The sequence below is a fragment of the Bacillus sp. B15-48 genome, assembly GCF_016879755.1.
Classification (GTDB): domain Bacteria; phylum Bacillota; class Bacilli; order Bacillales; family Cytobacillaceae; genus Mesobacillus_B.
Window position 1 is genome coordinate 584,796 of sequence record NZ_WOFU01000002.1, and the last position, 22,845, is coordinate 607,640.

General features: G+C 38.9%; 23 protein-coding genes. 1 reads left to right on the forward strand and 22 read right to left on the reverse strand.

Annotated features, from left to right (window positions below):
* Positions 1–66: 66 nt before the first annotated feature.
* The 17 genes from glyS to rpsU form a co-directional block, all read right to left on the reverse strand.
* Positions 67–2,139, reverse strand: a complete 2,073-nt coding sequence (gene glyS / locus GNT69_RS08480; protein ID WP_203554516.1) for a glycine--tRNA ligase subunit beta — start codon at positions 2,137–2,139, stop codon at positions 67–69.
* Positions 2,132–3,022, reverse strand: a complete 891-nt coding sequence (gene glyQ / locus GNT69_RS08485) for a glycine--tRNA ligase subunit alpha (protein ID WP_203554517.1) — start codon at positions 3,020–3,022, stop codon at positions 2,132–2,134. The genes glyS and glyQ overlap by 8 nt, the downstream gene beginning before the upstream one ends.
* A gap of 307 nt (positions 3,023–3,329) precedes the next feature.
* Positions 3,330–4,082, reverse strand: a complete 753-nt coding sequence (recO, locus tag GNT69_RS08490) for a DNA repair protein RecO (RefSeq protein WP_203554896.1) — start codon at positions 4,080–4,082, stop codon at positions 3,330–3,332.
* A 33-nt stretch (positions 4,083–4,115) separates the two neighbouring features.
* Positions 4,116–4,259 carry a YqzL family protein gene (locus GNT69_RS08495; RefSeq protein WP_203554518.1) on the reverse strand — a complete coding sequence of 48 codons (144 nt, stop codon included), beginning with the start codon at positions 4,257–4,259 and terminating at the stop codon, positions 4,116–4,118.
* Between the two features lie 180 nt (positions 4,260–4,439).
* A complete protein-coding gene (gene era, locus GNT69_RS08500; RefSeq protein ID WP_203554897.1) occupies positions 4,440–5,336 on the reverse strand; it encodes a GTPase Era in 897 nt (298 codons plus the stop codon).
* 1 nt (position 5,337) lies between these two features.
* On the reverse strand, positions 5,338–5,736 hold the full coding sequence (locus tag GNT69_RS08505) for a cytidine deaminase (RefSeq protein WP_203554519.1): 399 nt from the start codon (positions 5,734–5,736) through the stop codon (positions 5,338–5,340).
* A 185-nt stretch (positions 5,737–5,921) separates the two neighbouring features.
* On the reverse strand, positions 5,922–6,317 hold the full coding sequence (locus tag GNT69_RS08510) for a diacylglycerol kinase family protein (RefSeq protein WP_203554520.1): 396 nt from the start codon (positions 6,315–6,317) through the stop codon (positions 5,922–5,924).
* Entirely contained in the window at positions 6,295–6,765 is a 471-nt protein-coding gene (gene ybeY, locus GNT69_RS08515) for an rRNA maturation RNase YbeY (RefSeq protein WP_203554521.1), read from the reverse strand. Before ybeY ends, GNT69_RS08510 begins: the two co-directional genes overlap by 23 nt.
* A complete protein-coding gene (locus GNT69_RS08520) occupies positions 6,762–8,933 on the reverse strand; it encodes an HDIG domain-containing metalloprotein (RefSeq protein ID WP_203554522.1) in 2,172 nt (723 codons plus the stop codon). Before GNT69_RS08520 ends, ybeY begins: the two co-directional genes overlap by 4 nt.
* 210 nt (positions 8,934–9,143) lie before the next feature.
* Complete coding sequence (locus tag GNT69_RS08525; protein ID WP_203554523.1) at positions 9,144–10,103, reverse strand: PhoH family protein; 960 nt, start codon at positions 10,101–10,103, stop codon at positions 9,144–9,146.
* Positions 10,063–11,292, reverse strand: a complete 1,230-nt coding sequence (yqfD, locus tag GNT69_RS08530; protein ID WP_203554524.1) for a sporulation protein YqfD — start codon at positions 11,290–11,292, stop codon at positions 10,063–10,065. The genes GNT69_RS08525 and yqfD overlap by 41 nt, the downstream gene beginning before the upstream one ends.
* A 15-nt stretch (positions 11,293–11,307) precedes the next feature.
* Positions 11,308–11,592, reverse strand: a complete 285-nt coding sequence (yqfC, locus tag GNT69_RS08535; RefSeq protein ID WP_203554525.1) for a sporulation protein YqfC — start codon at positions 11,590–11,592, stop codon at positions 11,308–11,310.
* Between the two features lie 78 nt (positions 11,593–11,670).
* The gene (locus GNT69_RS08540) at positions 11,671–12,159 is read right to left on the reverse strand and encodes a hypothetical protein (protein WP_203554526.1); all 489 of its coding nucleotides are present in this window, start codon (positions 12,157–12,159) and stop codon (positions 11,671–11,673) included.
* 31 nt (positions 12,160–12,190) lie between these two features.
* The gene (gene floA, locus GNT69_RS08545; RefSeq protein WP_203554898.1) at positions 12,191–13,186 is read right to left on the reverse strand and encodes a flotillin-like protein FloA; all 996 of its coding nucleotides are present in this window, start codon (positions 13,184–13,186) and stop codon (positions 12,191–12,193) included.
* A 30-nt stretch (positions 13,187–13,216) separates the two neighbouring features.
* A complete protein-coding gene (locus GNT69_RS08550; RefSeq protein WP_203554527.1) occupies positions 13,217–14,536 on the reverse strand; it encodes an NfeD family protein in 1,320 nt (439 codons plus the stop codon).
* Between the two features lie 191 nt (positions 14,537–14,727).
* A complete protein-coding gene (locus tag GNT69_RS08555; protein WP_203554528.1) occupies positions 14,728–15,174 on the reverse strand; it encodes a GatB/YqeY domain-containing protein in 447 nt (148 codons plus the stop codon).
* Between the two features lie 16 nt (positions 15,175–15,190).
* A complete protein-coding gene (gene rpsU, locus GNT69_RS08560) occupies positions 15,191–15,364 on the reverse strand; it encodes a 30S ribosomal protein S21 (protein ID WP_090741070.1) in 174 nt (57 codons plus the stop codon).
* A gap of 201 nt (positions 15,365–15,565) precedes the next feature.
* Here rpsU and GNT69_RS08565 point away from each other — a divergent pair, with 201 nt between their 5' ends.
* Positions 15,566–16,486, forward strand: coding sequence for a Na/Pi symporter (locus GNT69_RS08565; RefSeq protein ID WP_203554529.1), 921 nt, complete (start codon positions 15,566–15,568; stop codon positions 16,484–16,486).
* Positions 16,487–16,516: 30 nt separating this feature from the next.
* Here GNT69_RS08565 and mtaB read toward each other — a convergent pair whose 3' ends face one another.
* The 5 genes from mtaB to dnaK form a co-directional block, all read right to left on the reverse strand.
* Entirely contained in the window at positions 16,517–17,863 is a 1,347-nt protein-coding gene (gene mtaB, locus GNT69_RS08570) for a tRNA (N(6)-L-threonylcarbamoyladenosine(37)-C(2))-methylthiotransferase MtaB (protein WP_203554530.1), read from the reverse strand.
* A 5-nt stretch (positions 17,864–17,868) separates the two neighbouring features.
* Complete coding sequence (locus GNT69_RS08575; protein WP_203554531.1) at positions 17,869–18,618, reverse strand: 16S rRNA (uracil(1498)-N(3))-methyltransferase; 750 nt, start codon at positions 18,616–18,618, stop codon at positions 17,869–17,871.
* 88 nt (positions 18,619–18,706) lie between these two features.
* Complete coding sequence (prmA, locus tag GNT69_RS08580; RefSeq protein ID WP_203554532.1) at positions 18,707–19,642, reverse strand: 50S ribosomal protein L11 methyltransferase; 936 nt, start codon at positions 19,640–19,642, stop codon at positions 18,707–18,709.
* 17 nt (positions 19,643–19,659) lie between these two features.
* Positions 19,660–20,787, reverse strand: a complete 1,128-nt coding sequence (dnaJ, locus tag GNT69_RS08585) for a molecular chaperone DnaJ (RefSeq protein ID WP_203554533.1) — start codon at positions 20,785–20,787, stop codon at positions 19,660–19,662.
* 231 nt (positions 20,788–21,018) lie between these two features.
* On the reverse strand, positions 21,019–22,842 hold the full coding sequence (gene dnaK, locus GNT69_RS08590; protein ID WP_203554534.1) for a molecular chaperone DnaK: 1,824 nt from the start codon (positions 22,840–22,842) through the stop codon (positions 21,019–21,021).
* Positions 22,843–22,845 lie beyond the last annotated feature (3 nt).

The following is a 22,845-nucleotide window of genomic DNA, read 5'->3' on the forward strand; positions in this document are numbered from 1 at the left end:
AAAATTTATTTTATGTAACTTTTTAGAAAAGTACCTGCCAACAAAAACAGGCACTTTCCCTCATAATTATTTAACATTAATAACATTCACCTTAGCGAATTTCAAAATCAAGGTGGCAAGACCGGCCATTTGATTTAAGCGATTCTCACGTAATTCCTTTCGATCGGCCATTACCATCGTATGCTCAAAATATTGATTAATAGACGGTTTTAAGGAGTGAAGAACATCGTAAAATTCCACAGCTGCTAACCCTGTTTCCTCACGTTTGGCTGCATCGAGATAAGAATGATACAGCATTTCCTCTTGGTCATTTTCAAATCGTTCTCGATCGATATCTCCCATTTCTTCAGCTTTAGTAGCAATATTTAACACTCGGCTAAGCGCTTCTATCGTTTCTTTAAAACCTTCACCCTCTATTTTTGACTGTAAAACATTTGCCTTTTCCAATAAGCTTGGAACGCTTCTCAACCCGCTTCCGAGAACAGCATCAATTAAATCATACCTAATTTCTTGTTCCTGAAGTAGATGCTTCAATCTTAAACTAAAGAACTGTTCTAAATCATGAAAAATCTCTTCGTCGCTCCGTTTTGCTATTTTATCTTCTGTAATAAGGTTTAATGCTAGACCAATTAATCGTTCAAGTGAGATTTCCCAGTTCTTATTTACTAACGTTTGAACGACACCTGTTGCTTGTCTTCTTAAGGCATATGGGTCCTGTGATCCGCTTGGAATCGTCCCAATCGCAAAGAACGAACAAATGGTGTCAAGCTTCTCTGCAATTGCTACAACGGCTCCTGCATCACTCTGTGCGGTATCATCCTCAGCATTTCTTGGCATATAATGTTCACTAATCGCCTTGGCAACTTCTAATGTTTCTCCTTTTTGAAGAGCATACTTTTCGCCCATTACTCCTTGTAATTCAGGGAATTCATACACCATTTGTGTAACTAGATCAAACTTGCCTATTTCTGCTGCACGGTCAACCGCTATTGTTGTTTTTTCATCAAGGTCAAGAGCCTCACTTACTAAGTTGGCCAGTTTTCGCACCCGGGCAACCTTATCCGAAATTGTCCCTATCTCTTCATGGTACACAATCGTTTTCAGTTTTTCTAATGCTGCTTCAATCGATAATTTCTGATCTTCTTTATAGAAAAATGCAGCATCAGCAAGTCTTGCACGCAAAACTTTTTCATTCCCACGAGCCACCTGTTCAATGTGTCGGTGATCTCCATTTCGAACCGTGACAAAATAAGGTAGCAATTGGCCGTCCTGTGATTTAACCGGAAAATACCGTTGATGCTCTTTCATTGATGTAATTAATACTTCTTGAGGAATTTCCAAAAATTCCTTTTCGAAGCGTCCAAATAAAGCTGTAGGATATTCAACTAAATGATTGACTTCGTTAAGCAAGTCTTCATCGATAGGAATAATCCAATTGTTTTCTACTTCGATCTTTTCAAGTTGGTTGCGAATAGCCTGTTTCCTTTTATCCGCGTCAGCTATGACAAATTGTTCGAACAGACTTTCCTCATAATTAGCAGGTGAATTCAATTTTATATTCGTTCCTAAGAAGCGATGACCCTTCGTTTCATTGCCAGTCACTACTCCTGTAATTTCAAAAGAAACCACTTCTTCACCAAACATCGCAATCAGCCATTTAATTGGGCGGACATAGCGAAGTTCTTCATTGGCCCAACGCATGTTTTTAGGAAACGTTAAACCCATTACAATATTTTTCAACTGTGGAAGTAAAGACACCGTTTCTTGCCCTTTTATAAACTTTTTAACATGGGCATATTCAACTCCATTTATTTCTTTAAAATAAATATCCTCGACGGTTAGTCCTTGTCCACGAGAAAAACCAATCGCTGCTTTCGACCATGAACCATCTGGAGTCAACGCGACTTTCTTCGCGGGACCTTTTGCCTCTATAAGATTATCTTCTTGGCCTTCGGCCACACTCTCAACAAGGACAGCAAGTCTTCTCGGTGTTGTAAATAACTTTATTCCGTTATAAGAGATGTTATTTTCTGAAAGCCATTTTTCTACTTTTAGTCCAAATTGGTGAATCGATTCATCGATAAATCTTGCCGGCATTTCCTCTAAACCAATTTCAAGCAATAAGTCACGATTACTCATGTCGTAGCTCCTCCTTTCGTTGTAAAATTGGAAACCCTAACTTTTCTCTTTCTTCATAAAAAGTTTTTGCCACTTTTCTCGCAAGTGTACGGCAGCGACCAATATATCCTGTCCTTTCCGTCACTGATATCGCACCCCTTGCGTCAAGAATATTAAAAACATGTGAGCACTTTAACACATAATCATAAGCAGGATGAACAAGTCCTTCTTCCATTTGCTTATGCGCTTCTTTTTCATAAATCGTAAATAGATTAAAGAGCATTTCTTGATCCGAAGTTTCAAACGTATATTTTGAATGTTCAAACTCAGGTTGTCCAAAAATATCTCTCACAGTAAACCCATCTGTCCACTCGAGATCAAATACATTCTCTTTATCTTGTATATAAGAGGCTAAACGCTCAATTCCATATGTAATTTCAACGGAGACTGGTTTGCATTCAAGTCCTCCAACTTGTTGAAAGTAAGTAAATTGAGTAATCTCCATTCCGTCTAGCCATACTTCCCAACCAAGACCAGCACAACCAAGCGAAGGATTTTCCCAATTATCTTCGACAAATCGAATATCATGTTCAAGCGGATTAATTCCTAATGCTTTCAATGAATCTAAATAAATCTCTTGAATATTATCCGGAGAAGGCTTCATAATAACTTGGAACTGGTGATGTTGGTATAAACGATTAGGGTTCTCCCCATAACGTCCATCTGCAGGCCGGCGAGAAGGTTCGACATAAGCCACATTCCAAGGTTCAGGTCCTATCGCCCTAAGGAAAGTATACGGACTCATCGTTCCCGCTCCTTTTTCAACATCATATGCCTGCATTAATATACAGCCTTGTTCAGACCAATGCTTCTGTAAAGTGAGAATCATATTTTGAATATTCATTCCTTATTACACCTCCAAAGTTTCTAAGCTTTAAACATAGAATCAAAACAAAAAACCCCCGTCTCTATGCCTGTTTATAGCATAGGGACGAGAGTTACCCGCGGTTCCACCCTAATTGCTGCAAAATTTGCAACCACTTTCGAAAAAGTTGCTCCGAAACGCCATTCACTAAATCTCTGCACCCTGGCTTCCACCATCCCAGGTTCGCTTTTACAGAGGGCATTAGCTACTCCTTTTCATCAATGCAACATATGTAATTTACTATGAATAATAGCGAAAACACATTCAAATGTCAAATACTAAAGTACTAAAGTCGATCCTTAAATTGATTGAGTTGGCTTAAAAATTTTTTTGTTTTTAAATGCAAACCGGAATATTCCTCATAATAAGCAGTAATGACTTGTGATAATTGTGCTTTCGTTTCTGGCTTAACGGATATATTGCCTAAACGCGAAAGGTCTAAGAAGTAAAACAATTTCAACAACCGAACAACCGACTGTGATACCTTAATATGGTACGGGTCAATTTTCAAACAACGATGGCATAGAATGCCTCCTTCTCTTATCGAAAAAGAAAAAGTCCCATCTGTGTGCCCGCAATTTACACATTGATTCAAAACAGGATAAAGCCCCAGTACATTTAACATTTTCATCTCATAAATATTAACGAGTATTTCCAAATCATAGCCATCATTCATATATTGTAGAGTCTGATGCAATAGTTCAAATAAAAACGGGTTAGGTCTTTTTTCCTCTGTACCCTTATCGGTTAAATCAATTACATAACTTGCATAAGCCGTTAAAAAAATATCTTCACGAATACTTCTCATTGATGAAATGATATCACCTTGCTGCAGGGTTCCTAAACCACGACCTCTTTGAATTAAGAAGATTCCGTACGTAAAAGGTTGGGTGACAGCTGTCAGCCGACTATTGGGCTTTTTTGCTCCTCTTGCCATCACTCCAACCTTTCCCCATTCTCTCGTATACAACGTTACGATCTTATTTGATTCTGCATAATCGGTATTCCTTATAACGATGCCTTCACATTTTTCCAGCACCATTCTTCACCATCCATTTTAGGAAGACAAAACCTATGAGATGGGAAAATCAAATTCTGCTAGCTCTTCCTCCTGATTATCGGGTATTTCTCGTGCATCCTGCTCTAATTCCTTGAACAGGAGATAAGTGTCAATATTACCTGTCTGTGAGAAGACTTTCCAGGTAAAATCTAACATCGAAAACCCCACCTTTCAAATTTTCAACTAGCAATTTTCAATCCCGAAGTCTTATATATATCATGGCCTGTCAATTTAATTTTCATGTTACACAATTTTTGTAAAAAGATCGGATGCATAAAACATTTATTTTTTAAATAAATTAGTTAAGGCTTTTATCCAACAGATAGAGCGAATTAATTAATATTCATCGTCTCGAAAACCGTAATCTCGAAGATGTGTTGCCCTATTTCGCCAATCCTTTTGGACCTTAACCCATAATTCAAGAAATACTTTCGTACCAAGCAAATTTTCAATATCAATTCTTGCTCGCTTACCAACTTCTTTTAGCATACTACCTTGTTTCCCAATTACAATTCCCTTTTGTGAATCCCTCTCAACGATAATCGTAGCCATCACATGAACTTTATCTTTTTTTCGTTCTATCTTTTCAATCATAACAGCTAATGAATGTGGAATTTCTTCACGTGTCAAGTGGAGTGCTTTTTCTCGTATTAATTCAGAAATGATAAAACGTTCCGGGTGGTCCGTCACCTGATCAGCTGGGTAGTATTGTGGTCCCTCGGGTAGATAAGACTTAATCTGCGTCAGCAAGGTTTCGATATTATTCCCTTCAAGGGCTGAAATTGGCACAATTTCTTTGAAATCATATTTTTCTTTATAATCGCTAATGATCTGCAATAGTTTGTCTGGATGAACGAGGTCAATCTTATTGATTATTAGAAAGACAGGTGTACCAACCGACTGAAGCTTATCAATGATAAATTCTTCTCCCCGACCATAACCTTCTTCTGCATTCACCATAAATAAAACAAGGTCAACTTCTTTAAGCGTATTTTGCGCTACTTTCATCATAAAGTCCCCTAGTTTATGCTTAGGCTTATGAATACCAGGAGTGTCAATGAAAATTAACTGCGAGTCATCAAGCGTTAATACACCTTGAACTTTATTACGAGTTGTCTGCGGCTTATCGCTCATGATCGCAATTTTTTGCCCAATGACTTTGTTTAAGAACGTAGATTTCCCGACATTTGGTCTACCGATAATTGAAATAAAACCTGATTTAAATTCTGTCATGTTATTCATGTAAATCCTCCGATGAAAATGCCCCTGGCAGTAGTTCTTCTACAGTGATTTCCTTTATATCCCCATTCAAGTTCGTTAAGTACACTTTCATTTCTTTCGGACATAATTCTGATATGACTTGACGACATGCTCCACAAGGTGGGACAGGGCGTGTCGTATCAGCTATTACAGCAAGAGCTTTAAATTTGCGGTGTCCATGAGCATAGGCGCTAAAGATAGCCGTCCTCTCGGCACAATTACACATACTATATGCAGCATTCTCAATATTGCATCCTTGAAAAATAGTTCCATCCTCGGAAAGCAGTGCTGCTCCTACTTGAAATTTGGAATATGGAACATATGCTTTTTCCCTTGCCTTTTTTGCCTCATTTACTAAAGTTGTAAAATCCATTAGTGATCTCCCTTTCCATTATTTTACCTTATTTTGACGATGAATTCATCGGTAAAAACGAAAAAAAATAAAGTTTTTTAAATTTTCAAAAAATATATTTAAACTTTGGACTTGTCTTGCTATTGTACTGAAAATAGATGAAGCTTTCAAATATACGAAAAAAAAGAGCTGCCCTAAGTGGACAACTATACAAATACATTTAACAGTTTAGGTCCGAAGATAATGACACCAATTATAGCTGCGGTAATCGCAAACACCAGTACAGCTCCAGCAGCAATATCTTTCGCTTCTTTAGCCAGTGGATGATAATCCTTTGTTCTTAAATCAACCACTCGTTCAACGGCACTATTTAACATTTCAGCTGTTAACATACAACCGATACAAAGGAAAATGATTAGCCATTCGGTTACTGAAACCTCTAAAAGGAACCCAGCAAATAGGACCAATCCGGCAATAGCAATATGGATTTTTAAATTTCTTTCTTTTTTTACTGCAATGACAATGCCACTAAATGCGAACCGAAACGAATGGATGATTGACCCTCTTTTAAACTTGTTATTATCGCGTGAGTCCATACTCATCTAATATTTCCCTTTGTCTAGTAAACATCTCTTTCTCATCTTCCTCTGTTTCATGATCATACCCTAGCAAGTGCAAGAACCCATGCACCGTAAGAAAACCTAGCTCTCTCATGAAGGAATGATTATACTCGCCTGCTTGTTCCCTTGCTTTAGCTGTCGAAATAATGATATCACCGAGAATTCGCGGCAAATCTCCCCCTACCACTTTCAATTCTCCTTCCCCTTCTTCCTCCAAAGCAAAAGAAATCACATCAGTTGGCAAATCCTTCTGTCTATATTCACGGTTAATCTCACGTATGCGCTCATTTGATACGAATGTAACAGAAAGCTCACTGCCTTCTTCTACCGCCTCCGTAGTGGCAGCGAAATTTAATAATTTTTCAATCTCCCGAATTTCTTTTTCGTTTAATTCTTGCGTTTCATCAAATAAATCAATTTCTAAACTCATGATTTTTCCACCTTCTGTTTTGTCGTATCTGGATATTCTATTCTGGAATGGAAGATTCCTTTTAATGTCTCGCCAAACGATTCACCAACTGTATGCAGCTCTTTAAGAGTTATATCACATTCATCCAATTGTCCATCTTGAAGCCGATCAGTAATAATATTTTTAACTAATGTTTCAATTTGTTCATGAGTTGGATTGGCCAATGAACGGACGGCTGCTTCAACACTATCGGCTATTCCGATAACTGCACTTTCTTTTGTTTGTGCTTTTGGTCCTGGATATCGGAAATCAGCTTCTTTTACATCATCGTCATGTTGTTTGGCTTTATGATAAAAATACTTCAACAATGTCGTCCCATGATGCTGTTCAGTTATATCAATAATTTCCTTTGGTATTCGATTTTTTCTTAATAGTTCAGCACCATCTGTCGCATGAGCGATGATAATATTTTTACTCGTCATCGGCGATAGTTTATCATGAGGGTTTTCAATATTCATTTGGTTTTCAATAAAGAATTGTGGCCGTTTTGTCTTTCCAATATCATGATAATAACATCCAACCCTAGCTAATAACCCATTCGCTCCAATTGCCTCACAAGCCGATTCTGCAAGATTCGCAACCATCACACTGTGATGATATGTGCCCGGCGCTTCTGTTAAGATTTTTCTTAGTAGAGGATGATTTGGATTCGACAATTCGATTAATTTCATCGTTGAAAGAACGCCAAATCCGGCTTCGAAAAATGGCAATAAACCGATGGTAAGAACGGCAGAGCCAATGCCAGATAAAATCGCGACTAATAAATTTATTCCGTACTCTATGCCGGAATATTGGGTATTACGCAATAGGGCCAGTGAGATGATGACGAAAAGATTGACCATCGAAATGAAAAGGCCAGCTTGAAGAATTTTTGAACGTTGATTTTGATGACGCAAATATAAAATGCCTGATAGGCCACTAACTATAATATAAAAGGCGACAGTAACATTCAACGTTCCGGTAATTCCTTGATTAAAGATGATACTACCGCAAATGCCAAGAATGATCGTTTGAAAGATTGCTAATCGTTCATTGATTAAAATTTTTATCAACATAGGACCCATTGCTGCTGGGAATACATATCCTATCTCTGAATATTTATAATCTGTAAACAGGCTCAAAAGTTTCATAACCAAAAAAGCACTAATAAAGATCAAACTAAAAATAAGCAGCTGCTTTTGTTTTTTTTCTTTTTTACTCATTTCATCAAATAAAAGGAAGACTGCACATAAAATGATGAAAATAAGCATAGCGAGGCCTACAAATGGTTTTAAAGAATTTTCATTATCCAACAGCCCTGCAAGTTCTAACTGTTGGTAAATATCTCGGCTAATTAACTGCCCCTCTTCAACAATAATTTGACCTTCCAAAATTTTCACTGGGTCGACCCCATCGCTTGCCTGTTGGCGAAGCTCCTCGGTTGCCTTTGGATCATAAAATTCATTTTGTATAATCGCAAAACGCCCTAATTCAATAATCGCATTCCTTAAATTTGCATGAATGCTGGCAAACTTTAGTTCCTCTTCAACTTGTTTTTTTGCATTTTCTACCCCATCAGCTGGGATACGACGGCTCATGACATGATTGACAGCAGTGACTGTTAAATCCTTTGCAATGGATAACTCATCAGGTCTTGCTTGAAGCATCGCAGTAAATGCTTGATTCGAAACATCATCTGTTACTGACTCTGTCAATTTCTCTTTTACTCTCGTTAGTTTATCTTCAATGACAATTACAGGGGATTGAGTGACTTCACCAGTTTGCTCCGACTGCCGTTCTTTGCGCTCAGCATCTATTTCATTGTTAACCTCAGTTACTGAATCAAAAATAGAAGTAATTAAGTCAACCTGGTTTTGGGTGTATTCTTTCTTTACAATATAAACATCCTGAACTTGATCGACTGCTTCCTGTCGCTTTTTCTCAGTATTAACTTTGTCTTCAACGGTGATCGGTGACCGTACCGTCTGGTCAGCAATCGAAAAAAGATTAAGATCAAGTTTTTCCGGTTTGACATGATTATACATCGTAAGAAACATAAAGATTGCAAGAACAAAAAATAACAAAAATCTGAACAACCTTATATTAAGCAAGCTAAGTATTGAAGCAAGAGATTGCTGTAATTTTTGCACTTCATCCCCTCCTTTCCTGTCTTTTCAGTATTCACTCTAAATATATTCATTCTTAACTATTTTACATCATATCAGTTTTACCAATAACTTTCATCTTCATTCTAACCGAGAGCGGAGGAAGAAAATTCACCGCTTGGCATGCACTTAACACTTAAATGAAGCGAAAATGGCTTAGCCAAAAAGAACAATAACCTGTCCTTTAAAGACAGGTTATTGTTCCTCATTATTTCTTTCATAAGCATGAATAATCTTTCCTACTAACGGATGACGGACAACATCTGACCGACCAAGATAAATGAAGGAAATCCCCTCTACCCCTTTAAGAATGTTTTCCGCTATATTCAACCCTGACTTGACTCCTTTTGGCAAATCAACTTGTGTTTGATCGCCTGTAATCACCATTTTAGAGCCAAAACCAAGCCTTGTAAGAAACATTTTCATCTGAGCTTGAGTTGTATTTTGTGCTTCGTCAAGAATAACAAACGCATCATCAAGTGTTCTTCCCCGCATATAAGCAAGCGGAGCAATTTCAATTGTTCCCCTCTCAATTAACCGCAATGTGTGCTCTGTGCCTAATATGTCATGTAAGGCGTCGTATAATGGACGTAAATAGGGATCTACTTTTTCCTTCAAATCTCCAGGTAAAAAGCCAAGACTTTCTCCTGCTTCAACTGCTGGTCTTGTTAAGATTATTTTCGTAACGTTTCCATTTTTCAATGCATTTACAGCCATAACAACTGCTAAATACGTCTTCCCAGTTCCCGCAGGACCAAGCCCAAAAACTAAGTCATTCTTCCTAATCGCATTGATATACTCCCTTTGCCCAAGAGTCTTTACTCTTATTGACTTACCTTTTGAGTTTCTAGCGATTTCTTCCTCATAAAGATCACGGAAATAATCTAATGTCCCTTTTTCAGCCATTTGAATTGCATAAGTAACATCACGTTCACTAATGTTAATTCCCTTCCGAATCACGGAAAGCAATTTTTCAAGCACTGCACGCGCCATTTCAACTTTTTCACTTGAACCAGTTAGGTTGACTTTATCTCCTCTTGTAACAATTGAGATTTCAAGTTGATTTTCTACTAGTTTAAGATTCGAGTCTGAATTCCCGAATAATGCGATTGCCTCATCGTGATCGAGAAGTTGTACTTCCATCGTCTCTGTCATCTTCGTCTCCTTGTATTATAGGTTGGCTTTTAGCAATATCTTCTATTATTTGAAAAAGAATGGATAGCTTTACTTTACCATTATTTAATGATTGATGTAAAATCTCTTCTCCTTTTATTGTAGCATCTTCTGGTAATTGATTTTTTATATCCTTCCTGGCAAGGTTAATTGCTCTCTCAATCGCTTCTTCTTTCGTATAATTCCGATTGACCTCTTCACGCTCACGAATTGTTTTTTTTGTCATGGCAAGCGGCAATTCCCAAGAAAGCATTTTTAATTGTTGCGTGGTTTCCTCCATTTCAAATTCTTTATACTCATGCTTGTTAAACCCCCAAAAAGGAATACTAAGCTCACCAACATTGAGGGAATATTTCCGTTTTTCCTCGCCACTGAATACTTGAAAAGTAGTTTCGAGCGGGAGTTCAACTTGTGATTTATACCATGTTTCTCCTAATATTTCCCCCCTTGCAGCAACGGCTTTTTTCTCATCCTCTTTGCCAATTAATCCAGAAACTAGCAATTGTCCTGGTTGAACGGTATCATTAATGGCAACTACCTTTTCCCCTTCCTCAACAAACATACGAACAATCGTTGCCTTTTTAGTGGCAACCAGATTTTGAGCTTCGTACGTTTTAGGCTTATCTGGATCTTCCTTCTCAACTACCTGAAAATGATAAATGGTTCCCCTTAACTCAACCCCAACCCATGTCAATGCTTTCACATTATCTGTAAGTTCACGTTGAATGACATCGACATTATCGAGCGTAAATTGAGGTTTCCCGATTATTATTCCCATTTCCTTCAATTCTTTGCGAATCTGATGTTCAGTAGCTGGACTAGCTCCGTTAATTTCGATGCCCCAAACCATGTTCGATAACACCATAATTATCACTATAAAAGCAAGCGTTCCTGCCAAAAAACCACTGTTTGTCCACATTCGTCGTAAAAAGAAAGGGCCGCCAACCCTCTCGATAAATCGAACTTTTACTTCACTTTTCCTAGCGGGCCCTCTTAATTTCTTAACATCAACAGCTTTAATATGGAATGTAATCACATCCTCACCATGCTTCTTTACATTCCATATTAAAATCCCGCTTCTTGTTAGCTGATTTAAGTACCGCTCGATTCCTCTCCCTGTAACCTTTACACGGACGATTCCAACAAAAAAGTTCAACCACTGATTTTTCATGCCCTTCCTCCTGAACTATTCATTGATATATATCACTTGATCGATTTTTCCCTCGAGTAGGATTTCTTCCGGCATAATTGTTTTTATTACAAACGCCTTTCCTTTAACGAGCAACTGTCCTTGCTCTAACAAAAGCCGAACCTCCCTATCAGAGAAAGCAAGTAATCCTCGGTGGTTTTCAATATAAATATGGATTTGACCAACCATTGTAATTCGGGGGAGATCCATCATGACATCTGGTGGAAGATCCATTTTTTGAGTCATCCAATTTCGAATGAGTTGGCTCCATTTTTTTGCCATAAAAAAAGAACCCCCTTTCATCTCATATGTATGAGTTGAAAAAGAGTTCTAGCACTCCTTTTTAGGAAGTTCGAATGATTACCTTCTCCTTGTCCGATGTGGATCCTTTGCCCTTGGCTGCCCTAATATTTGCGCCCATGCAATGCCTTCGATTAAACGATCAGCATCAGGTTTCAACTGCAAGGAACCAATTTGAGCGTTGTTTGCTGCTCTCATACCTTGCTCATTCGTTGAGTTGAGCGTAATTTGTTCAGCTTCTTTATTGACTCTTTCTTGTTGCCGTTCTTCAAATTTCTTTTGAAGTTCTGATAACGTATCATAAACGGTTTGATTTTCTTTCGTTTCGACTTCTGGCCCTTTGGCTGCATCATTGTGAGGTTGCTGAGTTCGCCTTTCATACATCGTTTCACGGGGAACTCTTTTTTCTGGTTGTCGCTGTTCAGGACGAGCAGGTGGTTTTCTCCGGCGCTGCTCCTGTTTTTCCTCCGCTTTCGGCTTTTTAAAAAGACTTGAAAGCAAACCAATGAGAAGGATAAGTAAAATGGGATTTTCAAATAGGAACTCCATTTAAGCCCCCCCTTTCGAAAAGGATCCGCTCCTAACCATCCTTTTTATCTTCTTTATTTCCACCAGTTAATTTTCCGAATGAATCTCTCATATCCGTATCTGCTTCAATATTTTGGATATTCATATAATCCATTACACCTATATTTCCATTCTTTAATGCTTCAGCCATCGCCAATGGTACGGTCGCTTCGGCTTCGACTACCTTGGCTTTCATTTCTTGTACACGAGCCACCATTTCTTGCTCTTGAGCTACAGCCATTGCACGGCGCTCTTCTGCCTTCGCTTGAGCAATTTTCTTGTCTGCTTCCGCTTGGTCAGTTTGTAAAATTGCACCAATATTTTTACCGATATCAACATCCGCAATATCAATCGAGAGAATTTCAAATGCCGTTCCAGCATCCAGTCCTTTAGATAATACGGTTTGCGAAATCCTATCAGGATTTTCAAGGACTTTCTTATGATTATCAGAAGAACCAATTGTGGATACAATCCCTTCCCCAACACGTGCAATGATCGTTTCCTCACCAGCACCACCGACAAGGCGATCAATATTCGCACGTACAGTAATTCGTGCTTTCGCTTTTACTTCAATTCCATCCATAGCTACACCAGCAATAAATGGGGTTTCAATGACTTTCGGATTAACACTCATTTGCACAGCTTCTAAAACATCTCGACCAGCTAGATCGATCGCCGCCGCTCTTTCAAAAGAGAGTTCAATATTTGCCCGGTGAGCAGCAATTAATGCATTTACAACACGATCAACATTTCCTCCAGCAAGATAATGACTCTCGAGTTGGTTTGTTGTTACACCAAGTCCTGCCTTATGAGCTTTAATTAACGGAATGATGACCCGATTCGGAATAACCCGGCGGAGCCTCATCCCAATTAATGTGAAAATACTAACACGTACCCCAGCTGCCAATGCAGAAATCCACAGCATAACGGGTACGAACGTAAATAATAGACCTAGTAATAGCAAACCAAGTACAACTGCAACTAATAGCAAAAGCGTGCTTGTTGTCATAACCATATTCATTTCCTCCAATTCAATTTATTACTCCGGAATTTCACGGACAACCACCCGAGAACCTTCCGCTTTAACTATTTTCACTCTCTTATCCTTTTGAATAAAATTGCCTTCACTGACAACATCTATTCGTTCATCTCCAATTTGCACGGTTCCTGAAGGCCGTAGCGCTGTAATAGCCACTCCTTCAAGACCAATGAGCTCATTCCGCGTTTTATTCGAAATATAACCACTTTCAGTGCTTGTTGAATCTGTTAGAACCATTCTTCTGAAAAATTTCATCTTCTTCCCCAACACCTTTACCATCAGGATGGAAACGAGCACAGTTATAACAAAGGCAATCAATAAGGATAATGCCATATGGGCAACGTTTCCTGAAGCTAAGAAAAAGCTTGAAATTACCGCAATTAAGCCAATAATTCCAACAATTCCTCCTGCTACGAAAAATTCCAAAATGATTAATGCAATCCCAATAATAAAAAGAATAATTGCCTCGTAACCAGCTAATCCCGCAACTAAATGACCGTAGAAAAACAATAACAACGAAGAAAGCCCCATAATCCCAGGTATCCCAAACCCTGGAGAATAAAGCTCCAGTACAAGTCCGATACTACCAATTGAGAGTAATATAGGAACAACATAAGGGTTTGTTATAAACCTTGCAAGCTTTTCTGCAAAGCTCTCCTCGACATTTTTAATTGTAGCATTTTCATAACCTAGTTCAGACAGTAAATCATTTATGTTATTTACCGTACCTTCTGAGTAGCCGACATTAAGAGCTTGTTCTGCTGTTAGTGTCAACAATTTTCCTTTTCCGGCGCCATAATCTGGGAGATTCACTTCTTCATCTGCCATTGCTAAAGCATAAATAGGGTCGCGTCCTGACTCATGAGCCGCACTCTCCATTGCGGCTAACCAATAAGAAACTGCTTTTTTATCCGCAGTGTTTCCTGTTTGATCAATGATTGCTGCTGATCCCATAACCGCGCCCGGAACCATATAAATTTCATTCGCATTTAAAGATATAAACGCACCGGCTGACAATGCCTGCTTGTTAACATATGCAATTGTACGAAGATTAGTAGATGTAATAAGTTTTCCAATCTCACCTGCAGCATCGACAGCACCCCCAGGAGTGTTGATCTCGAAAATAATTGCCGATGCATTGTCAGCCTCTGCTTCTGTAACAGCCCTTTTCAGAAAAGCATGCAGGCCTTTTTCGACTGTTTCTTCAACTGGTACAACATAAACGGTCTCACCTTTTGCGGATGTCAATAACGGTACAAGATAAATGAAAAAGCCGATTAATAGGAAAAATAGTATTGCCAACCGACGCCTTGACTTCAAATTCTCCCCTCCTCTCTGAATTTTTTCCGGCTTATTGTATTACGGTCTTCTTATTCTAATGGTTTCATTTTTGAATAAAAATATTAACTTATACACCTTATTACATTATGTATATTTTTATCATATCATACACAAGCCTTTCCATAAATTAAAAAGCCGTAAGCAGAAGCTTACGGCCTGTGTTCATTTTTTTATGAAAGGTGTTGTTGTACAAGTTTATTAACAAGTGATCCATCTGCCTTACCCTTAACTTTAGGCATGAGAGCAGCCATCACTTTTCCCATGTCAGCTTTAGACGATGCTCCAATCACTGCGATAGTCTCTGAAATTATAGTCATCAACTCTTCTTCACTGAGTTGCTTCGGCATATATGCTTCAACATAGGATAGTTCCATTCGCAATTTTCCAACAAGGTCTTCACGACCTGCTTTATCAAATTCCTGGAGGGAATCTTTGCGTTGTTTCATTTCGCGAGAAAGTACAGTCAACTCTTCCTCTTCGGACAACTCCTGCTTCCCGAGCTTAATTGCTTCGTTTTGCAAGGAAGACTTTAACATCCGAAATGTCGTGAGTTTGTCTTTTTCCTTGTTCTTCATCGCTTGGATTATATCTTTATTTAAACGCTCGAGAAGACTCAATTGATTCCACCCTCTCTTAGAACTTGCGTTTTCTAGCAGCTTCAGACTTTTTCTTACGCTTTACACTAGGCTTTTCATAGAATTCGCGCTTTCTAGCTTCTTGAATTGTACCTGATTTCGATACAGTTTTTTTGAAGCGTCGAAGAGCATCTTCAAGCGATTCGTTTTTGCGAACAACAGTTTTAGACATTCTCTTTCCCTCCCTCCGAACACAACACACTTACATTAAAGCACATGGAAACCATGTACTTTGCAATTATAATATAACAGTGGATATTGGTCAACTGAAATTAAGTACAGATTGTATATTTATGAAAAAAGTTAATTCGAATAAAAATTCCGGCATGTCCATAGTGAACGCTCATAAGTATAAACAGAGAGGGTGATTTCAATGATTTTTATCGCTTTGTTTATTCTTTTTATTTTAGTGTTTCTTTTTGGAATGATGACCCTAAGACAAGGCCTTTTTAGCCTATCTGCAGACTCAATGAAGGTTTGGCTCGCAAAAATGACTGATACCCCTTTGAAGGGCTTGCTTGCAGGTGCAATCGTCACCGCCTTTCTCCATAGTAGTTCAGCAGTTATGGTCCTTACAATCGGTCTAATAGGAGCTGGCCTGATGACGTTCCGGCAATCGATTGGCGTTATTCTCGGTTCTAATATTGGGACAACCTTTACACTTGAAATGATTACAATAGATCTTGACGTTTTTATTGTCCCATTAGCCATTATCGGTGCAATACTTATGGTAACGAAAACTGTAAAAAAACAGAATATTGGGAAAATTCTTTTTGGTATGGCTTCCGTTTTCGCCGCCATGCGAGGTTTTTCCTTTCTAGCTGACCCCTTAACTTCCCTGCCGCTCATTGAACAAGCTCTTAACGAGATGAATACCAATTTATTTTTTAGTCTAGCAACAGGCACCATTTTAACAGCGCTTATTCAATCAAGTACAGCGATGTCAGGAATATTAATGGGTTTTTTAGCGGAAGGAACGATGGAATTTTCCTCTGCCCTCGCTGCCATATTAGGAGCAAATATAGGGACATGCGCAACGGCTCTCCTTGCCGCTACGGGCGCTGGAAAGGATGCGAAATTAACCGCATATGCTCATTTTTGGTTAAATTTTGCCGGTATGCTTTTGTTTTTCCCGTTGATTGACGATTACGCTCGCATTGCTCCGTTTACAGCTGAGAGAATGGAAGTTCAATTGGCACATGCGAGTGTTCTATATAATGTCATTTCATCGCTCCTTGTTCTCCCAGTGGCCAATCAGTTTGGAAAAATGATTATCTATTTACACGGTAAATAATAAAAGACTGCCGTGGCAGTCCTTTATTATTTATATAACAGCTTTCCCCGAAACGGTTTCTTCGTCTAGTATACGGACAAACCGCCCTTCGTTGAATGGATACCCTACTTTTTCAAGCTTTACCTTCACAATTTTCCCTACCATGTCTTCTGTAGCAGGAAGAATCACTTTTAAATAATTATCAGTATAACCGACAAAATATCCATCTTTATCTTTAAATTTTTCTTCCGGAATCACTTCAAGCACTTCATTTTCAAATTGAGATGCATATTCTTTTGCTAATTGGTCTGATAAGGTAATTAAGCGATGTACTCGTTCGTTTTTAACCTCTTCAGCAACTTGGTTATCCATCCTTGCTGCTGGAGTACCTGTTCGTTTTGAATATGGAAAAACATGAAGTTCAGAAAATCTATGTTCCTTAATAAAATGATAAGTTTCCATAAACTCTTCTTCCGTTTCCCCAGGGAAGCCGACAATCACATCAGATGTAATGGCTAAGCCAGGAAGCACTTCTTTCAGGCGAGTTAAACGTTCAGCAAAGAACTCCATCGTATATTTACGTCTCATTCGTTTTAATACCGTATTTGAGCCTGATTGAATCGGAATGTGTAAATGACGAACGATAATATTGGATTTGTCAATTACATCTATAACTTCGTCCGTAATTTGACTAGCCTCGATGGAAGATATGCGAAGGCGTTTTAGCCCCTGTACATTCGCTTCAAGATCAGCTAATAATCTTGCCAAATTATAATCTTTCATATCTTCACCGTACCCACCAGTATGAATGCCTGTTAATACTATTTCTTTATAACCAGCATCAACAAGCTGTTGGGCTTGATGAATGACTTCCTGTGGGTCCCTAGATCTCATTAAACCGCGAGCCCAAGGGATAATACAGAATGTACAAAAGTTATTACATCCTTCTTGAATTTTTAAAGATGCTCTTGTTCGATCGGTAAACGCAGGTACATCCATTTCTTCGTATACACGACTTTTCATAATATTACGTACACCATTAATTGGTTGTCTCTCTGTTTTATATTGTTCGATATAATCAAGCATCTTTACACGATCTTGTGTACCGACAACAATATCTACTCCAGGTATAGCGATAATTTCTGCTGGCGATGTTTGCGCGTAGCATCCAGTTACGCAAATGACCGCATCTGGATTTTTTCGAACCGCGCGTCGAATGACTTGACGACTTTTTTTATCTCCTGTATTCGTAACTGTACATGTATTAATCACATATACGTCTGCCGTTGCTTCAAATTCAACACGATCATAGTCCTGTTCTTTAAATAATTGCCAGATTGCCTCGGTTTCATAATGATTCACTTTACAGCCAAGCGTATGAAAAGCAACTGTAGGCATAAACTTCACCTCATTAATTCAAAATGATAGGAAGCGGCGGAAAGTAAGTATAAAGGAGCCGTTTCCGTTCTTAAAATTCGTGGTCCTAGACTACAAGAAACGAAGCCGTTCTCTTGTAAAAAAGATACCTCTTTTTCTGTAAGTCCTCCCTCAGGACCAAATATAATTAATAGCGATTCATTTGCACGCATCTTTTGGAAAACTTCATATAATAACGAAGATTCTCCCTGCTTTGCTTCTTCCTCATAGGCAATTAGCTTATAATCGTACGTAACTCCATAGGCAACTAGATCATTTAAGGTATTTATGAAATCGATTGTAGGAATAAAGTTACGATGCGACTGCTCAGCAGCTTCTTTCGCAATTTTTCCCCATCGTTCTATTTTTTTGCTACTCTTTTTCTCATCCCATTTAACTATTGAGCGAGCTGCTTTAAAAGGAACAAAGCGACGAGCTCCTAGTTCCGTCCCTTTTTGAATAATCCAATCTAGTTTATCCCCTTTCGGCAGTCCGCTCGCAATTGTGATGCGGACGGGCAGTTCAGAAGAATCCTCATTCCATTTTACAACGTTCGCAACTACTTTTTCAGCGGTAATTTCTGCAATTTCACATAGTGCGCTTTCACCGTGTGTTGAAACACATATAATTTGGTTTCCCTGCTTCATTCTCATAACCCGAACGAGGTGATGGTAATCATCACCAACAATGTGAAACTGTTCATCTTCTGTGGGACTGTTCACAAAATAGCGTTGCACTCTTCCAACCTCCCTTCTTCCGCATCCAATTCAACAAATTTTCCCACCAAAAGAAAAAGGGCGTGGAAGAAATGCCCCTTTTCTAAAATCACTTTTTCGCAATAATTGACACCCAATCTTCCATCGTAATCACTTCTTCAATCATAAAACCAGCATTGATGAGTGCTTCCATAACGATTTCCTTTTTTTGTTGAATGATTCCAGAGGAAATAAAATATCCATTCTTTTTTATTATTCGGCTTGCATCATCTACAAATCGTAGAATTACTTCTGCTAAAATATTCGCGACGACAAGATCCACTGGACCATCTATCCCGTCTAAAAGGTTATTTTGCCGAACGTCGACCACATGATGTACTTTATTCAGTTCCGTGTTTAATCTAGCTACATTTACAGCTACTTCATCCAAATCTAACGCTTGGACCCGTGCTGCTCCAAGTTTTGCCGCTGCAATACTCAAGACACCTGACCCTGTGCCCACATCAATGATTTGGTCACCTTGCTTGACTGTTCGTTCAAGTGCCTGAATACATAGAACGGTGGTCGGGTGGGTCCCTGTCCCAAAAGCCATGCCAGGATCAAGCTCAATAATTAACTCATCCTCGTTTCCTGGGGTATATTCTTCCCATGTTGGAACTATCGTAAATTTCTCAGAAATTTTTACTGGGTAATAATATTTTTTCCAAGCGGTTGCCCATTCTTCTTCATGAACTTCAGCAAGTGAAACTTTATTTTTCCCAATATCAATATCAAAGAGAACTAAGTTATTAATTGCAGATTTGATCGCTTCTACTGTTTCACCAAGAAAACTGTTAATAGGTAAATAAGCTTTGATGATTACTCCTTCTTCAGGGTAATCATCAGGATTGAGCTGATAGATTTCACCGAATTGGTCCTCTCTCTCTTTTATTAGTTCTAACGGATCTTCGATAACAACACCGCTAGCTCCTGCTTCATGTAAAATATTTGAGATTGGCTCAATCGCCTCATTTGACGTTAAAATGCCAATTTCAGACCATTTCATTTAAATCCGCTCCTTCACTACTCACCCTTAAAGGCTCTTTTAACTTTTGAGAAGAACCCCTCTTCTTGTTCTCCTAGAGGAACCTGTCCGCTAATATCGGCAAATTCTCGCAATAATTGTTTCTGCTTTTCAGACAGCTTCGTTGGTGTAACAACCTTCACAATAATATGTTGATCGCCTGTACCATAACCTCTTACATTTGGAACGCCTTTTCCCTTTAAACGGAATCTTGTTCCAGTTTGCGTTCCAGCTGGCACCTTCAATTTTACTTTGCCATGTACAGTTGGGATTTCAATTTCATCTCCCAATGCGGTTTGGACAAAAGTAATCGGCATTTCACAGTATATGTCGTCCCCATCTCTTTCAAAGAATTCATGAGAACGAATATGGAAGACAATGTATAAATCACCTGCAGGACCGCCATTAATTCCCGGCTCTCCTTTACCCGCTACTCTGAGTTGCTGACCATCATCAACACCAGCAGGAATTTTTACATGTATTTTTTGTCGCTTACTCACTTTACCGTTTCCTGAACATGTACGGCATTTTTCTTTTATTTCTTTCCCTGTCCCATTACAGTATGAACATACACGGCGATTTACAATCCTGCCAAACGGTGTATTTTGTTCGATATTTAATTGACCGCTTCCATGACAATGACTACACGTTTCAACCTTTGTTCCTGGCTTAGCACCTGATCCACTACAAGTATCACATGTTTCTTCACGTGGAATTTCAATATCTGTTTCCTTCCCAAAAACGGCTTCTTCAAAGGATAACGTCATCGAATACTGAAGATCGGCACCTTGTCTTGGAGCATTTGGATCTCTCCGTCTACCGCCGCCACCGCCACCAAAAAACGTATTGAAAATATCTTCAAATCCACCGAAACCACCGCCAAAGTCTCCACCACCGAAACCTTGATTTGGGTCTGTGTGACCAAATTGATCATAGTGGGCACGCTTTTGATCATCGCTAAGCATTTCGTAAGCTTCTTTAACTTCCTTGAATTTTTCATCTGCATCAGGTTCTTTATTAATATCTGGATGGTATTTTTTTGATAATTTACGATAAGCTTTCTTAATTTCGTCCTTAGATGCTCCTTTACTTACACCTAAAACGTCATAGTAGTCCCGTTTACTCATGATAAACACTCCCGATCCTTTTCACATAAACGTAATTTTACCATTCAACGTTCAAGAAGCGCAACAGATAATGACTGAATGCACGATAAACCACATTTTACACATGGTCCCCTGAGTCCATGGGCTGTCATTTCCCTTTCCTTTTTCGACTCGCCAAGAAGGGACTAATCAAAGAAAAAGCCAAAGCCAAGGAAGACCTGACTTTGACTTCAACTTTGAGATTTATGCTGCTTACTTCTTGTTATCGTCGACTTCCTCGAACTCTGCATCGACAACATTATCATCATTCGCTGTAGAAGACCCATCTTGTCCTTGGGCTTGCTGTTGCGCCTGCTCATAAAGCTTCATTGTCAGAGCTTGAACAATTTCCTGCAATGCATCTTTTTTCGTACGAATCTCTTCAAGATCATTTTTCTCGATCGCGGCTTTCAGTTCATCTTTCGCTTCGTTTGCTTTAGTTACTTCAGCCTCATCTACTTTCCCTTCAAGATCTTTAAGCGTCTTTTCGGTTGTAAATACGAGCTGATCAGCTTCGTTACGAAGTTCAACTTCCTCTTTACGTTGTTTATCCGCTTCTGCATTTTCCTCAGCTTCTCTAACCATTTTTTCAATTTCTTCATCAGAAAGACTTGTTGCAGATTTAATCGTGATTGCCTGCTCTTTGTTTGTACCAAGATCTTTTGCACGAACGTTGACAATTCCGTTTTTATCGATATCAAAACTTACTTCGATTTGTGGAATTCCACGAGGTGCTGGAGGAATATCGGCCAATTGGAAGCGTCCTAATGTTTTATTATCGCCAGCCATCGGACGTTCTCCTTGAAGCACATGGATATCAACAGCTGTTTGATTATCAGCTGCAGTTGAGAACGTTTGTGACTTTGATGTCGGAATAGTTGTATTTCGATCAATTAATTTTGTGAATACTCCACCCATTGTCTCAATTCCAAGGGAAAGGGAAGTTACATCAAGTAAAACGACATCCTTAACGTCCCCAGTAATAACTCCACCTTGAATAGCAGCACCCATGGCTACGACTTCATCAGGGTTAACGCCTTTATGAGGCTCTTTGCCAATTTGTTTTTTGATTGCTTCCTGTACGGCAGGGATTCGCGTAGAACCACCCACAAGGATAACCTTATCAATTTCAGATGCACTTAACCCTGCATCTTGTAATGCTTGACGAGTTGGTCCCATTGTCCGTTCAACAAGATTTGATGAAAGTTCTTCAAATTTGGCACGAGTTAAATTCACTTCTAAATGAAGGGGGCCAGCTTCGCCAGCCGTGATAAACGGCAATGAAATTTGTGTAGATGTAACACCAGAAAGATCTTTTTTCGCTTTTTCAGCAGCATCCTTTAAACGCTGTCCAGCCATTTTATCTTTAGAAAGATCAATTCCATTATCCTTTTTGAACTCTGCGACTAAATAATCAATGATTACTTGGTCAAAGTCATCTCCACCAAGGCGATTATCACCAGCAGTTGATTTAACTTCAAATACACCATCGCCAAGCTCAAGGATTGAAACATCAAATGTTCCGCCACCAAGATCGTAAACAAGAATGGTTTGGTCCTCTTCCATCTTATCTAAGCCATACGCAAGAGCAGCAGCTGTTGGTTCATTTATAATTCGTTCTACTTCAAGACCAGCAATTTTCCCTGCATCTTTTGTTGCCTGACGCTCAGCATCATTAAAATATGCAGGAACTGTGATCACAGCTTTTGTAACAGACTCCCCCAAATAATCTTCTGCGTACGATTTTAGATATTGAAGAATAATCGCAGAAACTTCCTGCGGAGTGTATTTTTTTCCTTCAACTTCCTCTGTATGAGATGTACCCATATGACGTTTAACAGACATTATTGTATTTGGATTTGTAATACTTTGACGTTTAGCTACTTCTCCAACTTGACGTTCCCCATTTTTAAAAGCAACGACAGATGGAGTTGTTCGATTTCCCTCTGGATTTGGGACGACCTTAGGTTCCCCACCTTCAAGTACGGAAACACAAGAGTTCGTTGTTCCTAAATCTATTCCAATAATTTTACTCATGGA

Bases quoted from the DNA above. Each gene is read 5' to 3' on its own strand.
- glyS (WP_203554516.1), bottom strand. From the start codon at position 2,139: ATGAGTAATCGTGACTTATTGCTTGAAATTGGTTTAGAGGAAATGCCG.
- glyQ (WP_203554517.1), bottom strand. From the start codon at position 3,022: ATGAATATTCAAAATATGATTCTCACTTTACAGAAGCATTGGTCTGAA.
- GNT69_RS08495 (WP_203554518.1), bottom strand. From the start codon at position 4,259: ATGTTAGATTTTACCTGGAAAGTCTTCTCACAGACAGGTAATATTGAC.
- era (WP_203554897.1), bottom strand. From the start codon at position 5,336: ATGACAGAATTTAAATCAGGTTTTATTTCAATTATCGGTAGACCAAAT.
- GNT69_RS08505 (WP_203554519.1), bottom strand. From the start codon at position 5,736: ATGGATTTTACAACTTTAGTAAATGAGGCAAAAAAGGCAAGGGAAAAA.
- GNT69_RS08510 (WP_203554520.1), bottom strand. From the start codon at position 6,317: ATGAGTATGGACTCACGCGATAATAACAAGTTTAAAAGAGGGTCAATC.
- ybeY (WP_203554521.1), bottom strand. From the start codon at position 6,765: ATGAGTTTAGAAATTGATTTATTTGATGAAACGCAAGAATTAAACGAA.
- GNT69_RS08525 (WP_203554523.1), bottom strand. From the start codon at position 10,103: ATGACAGAGACGATGGAAGTACAACTTCTCGATCACGATGAGGCAATC.
- yqfD (WP_203554524.1), bottom strand. From the start codon at position 11,292: ATGAAAAATCAGTGGTTGAACTTTTTTGTTGGAATCGTCCGTGTAAAG.
- yqfC (WP_203554525.1), bottom strand. From the start codon at position 11,592: ATGGCAAAAAAATGGAGCCAACTCATTCGAAATTGGATGACTCAAAAA.
- GNT69_RS08540 (WP_203554526.1), bottom strand. From the start codon at position 12,159: ATGGAGTTCCTATTTGAAAATCCCATTTTACTTATCCTTCTCATTGGT.
- floA (WP_203554898.1), bottom strand. From the start codon at position 13,186: ATGACAACAAGCACGCTTTTGCTATTAGTTGCAGTTGTACTTGGTTTG.
- rpsU (WP_090741070.1), bottom strand. From the start codon at position 15,364: ATGTCTAAAACTGTTGTTCGCAAAAACGAATCGCTTGAAGATGCTCTT.
- GNT69_RS08565 (WP_203554529.1), top strand. From the start codon at position 15,566: ATGATTTTTATCGCTTTGTTTATTCTTTTTATTTTAGTGTTTCTTTTT.
- mtaB (WP_203554530.1), bottom strand. From the start codon at position 17,863: ATGCCTACAGTTGCTTTTCATACGCTTGGCTGTAAAGTGAATCATTAT.
- prmA (WP_203554532.1), bottom strand. From the start codon at position 19,642: ATGAAATGGTCTGAAATTGGCATTTTAACGTCAAATGAGGCGATTGAG.
- dnaJ (WP_203554533.1), bottom strand. From the start codon at position 20,787: ATGAGTAAACGGGACTACTATGACGTTTTAGGTGTAAGTAAAGGAGCA.
- dnaK (WP_203554534.1), bottom strand. From the start codon at position 22,842: ATGAGTAAAATTATTGGAATAGATTTAGGAACAACGAACTCTTGTGTT.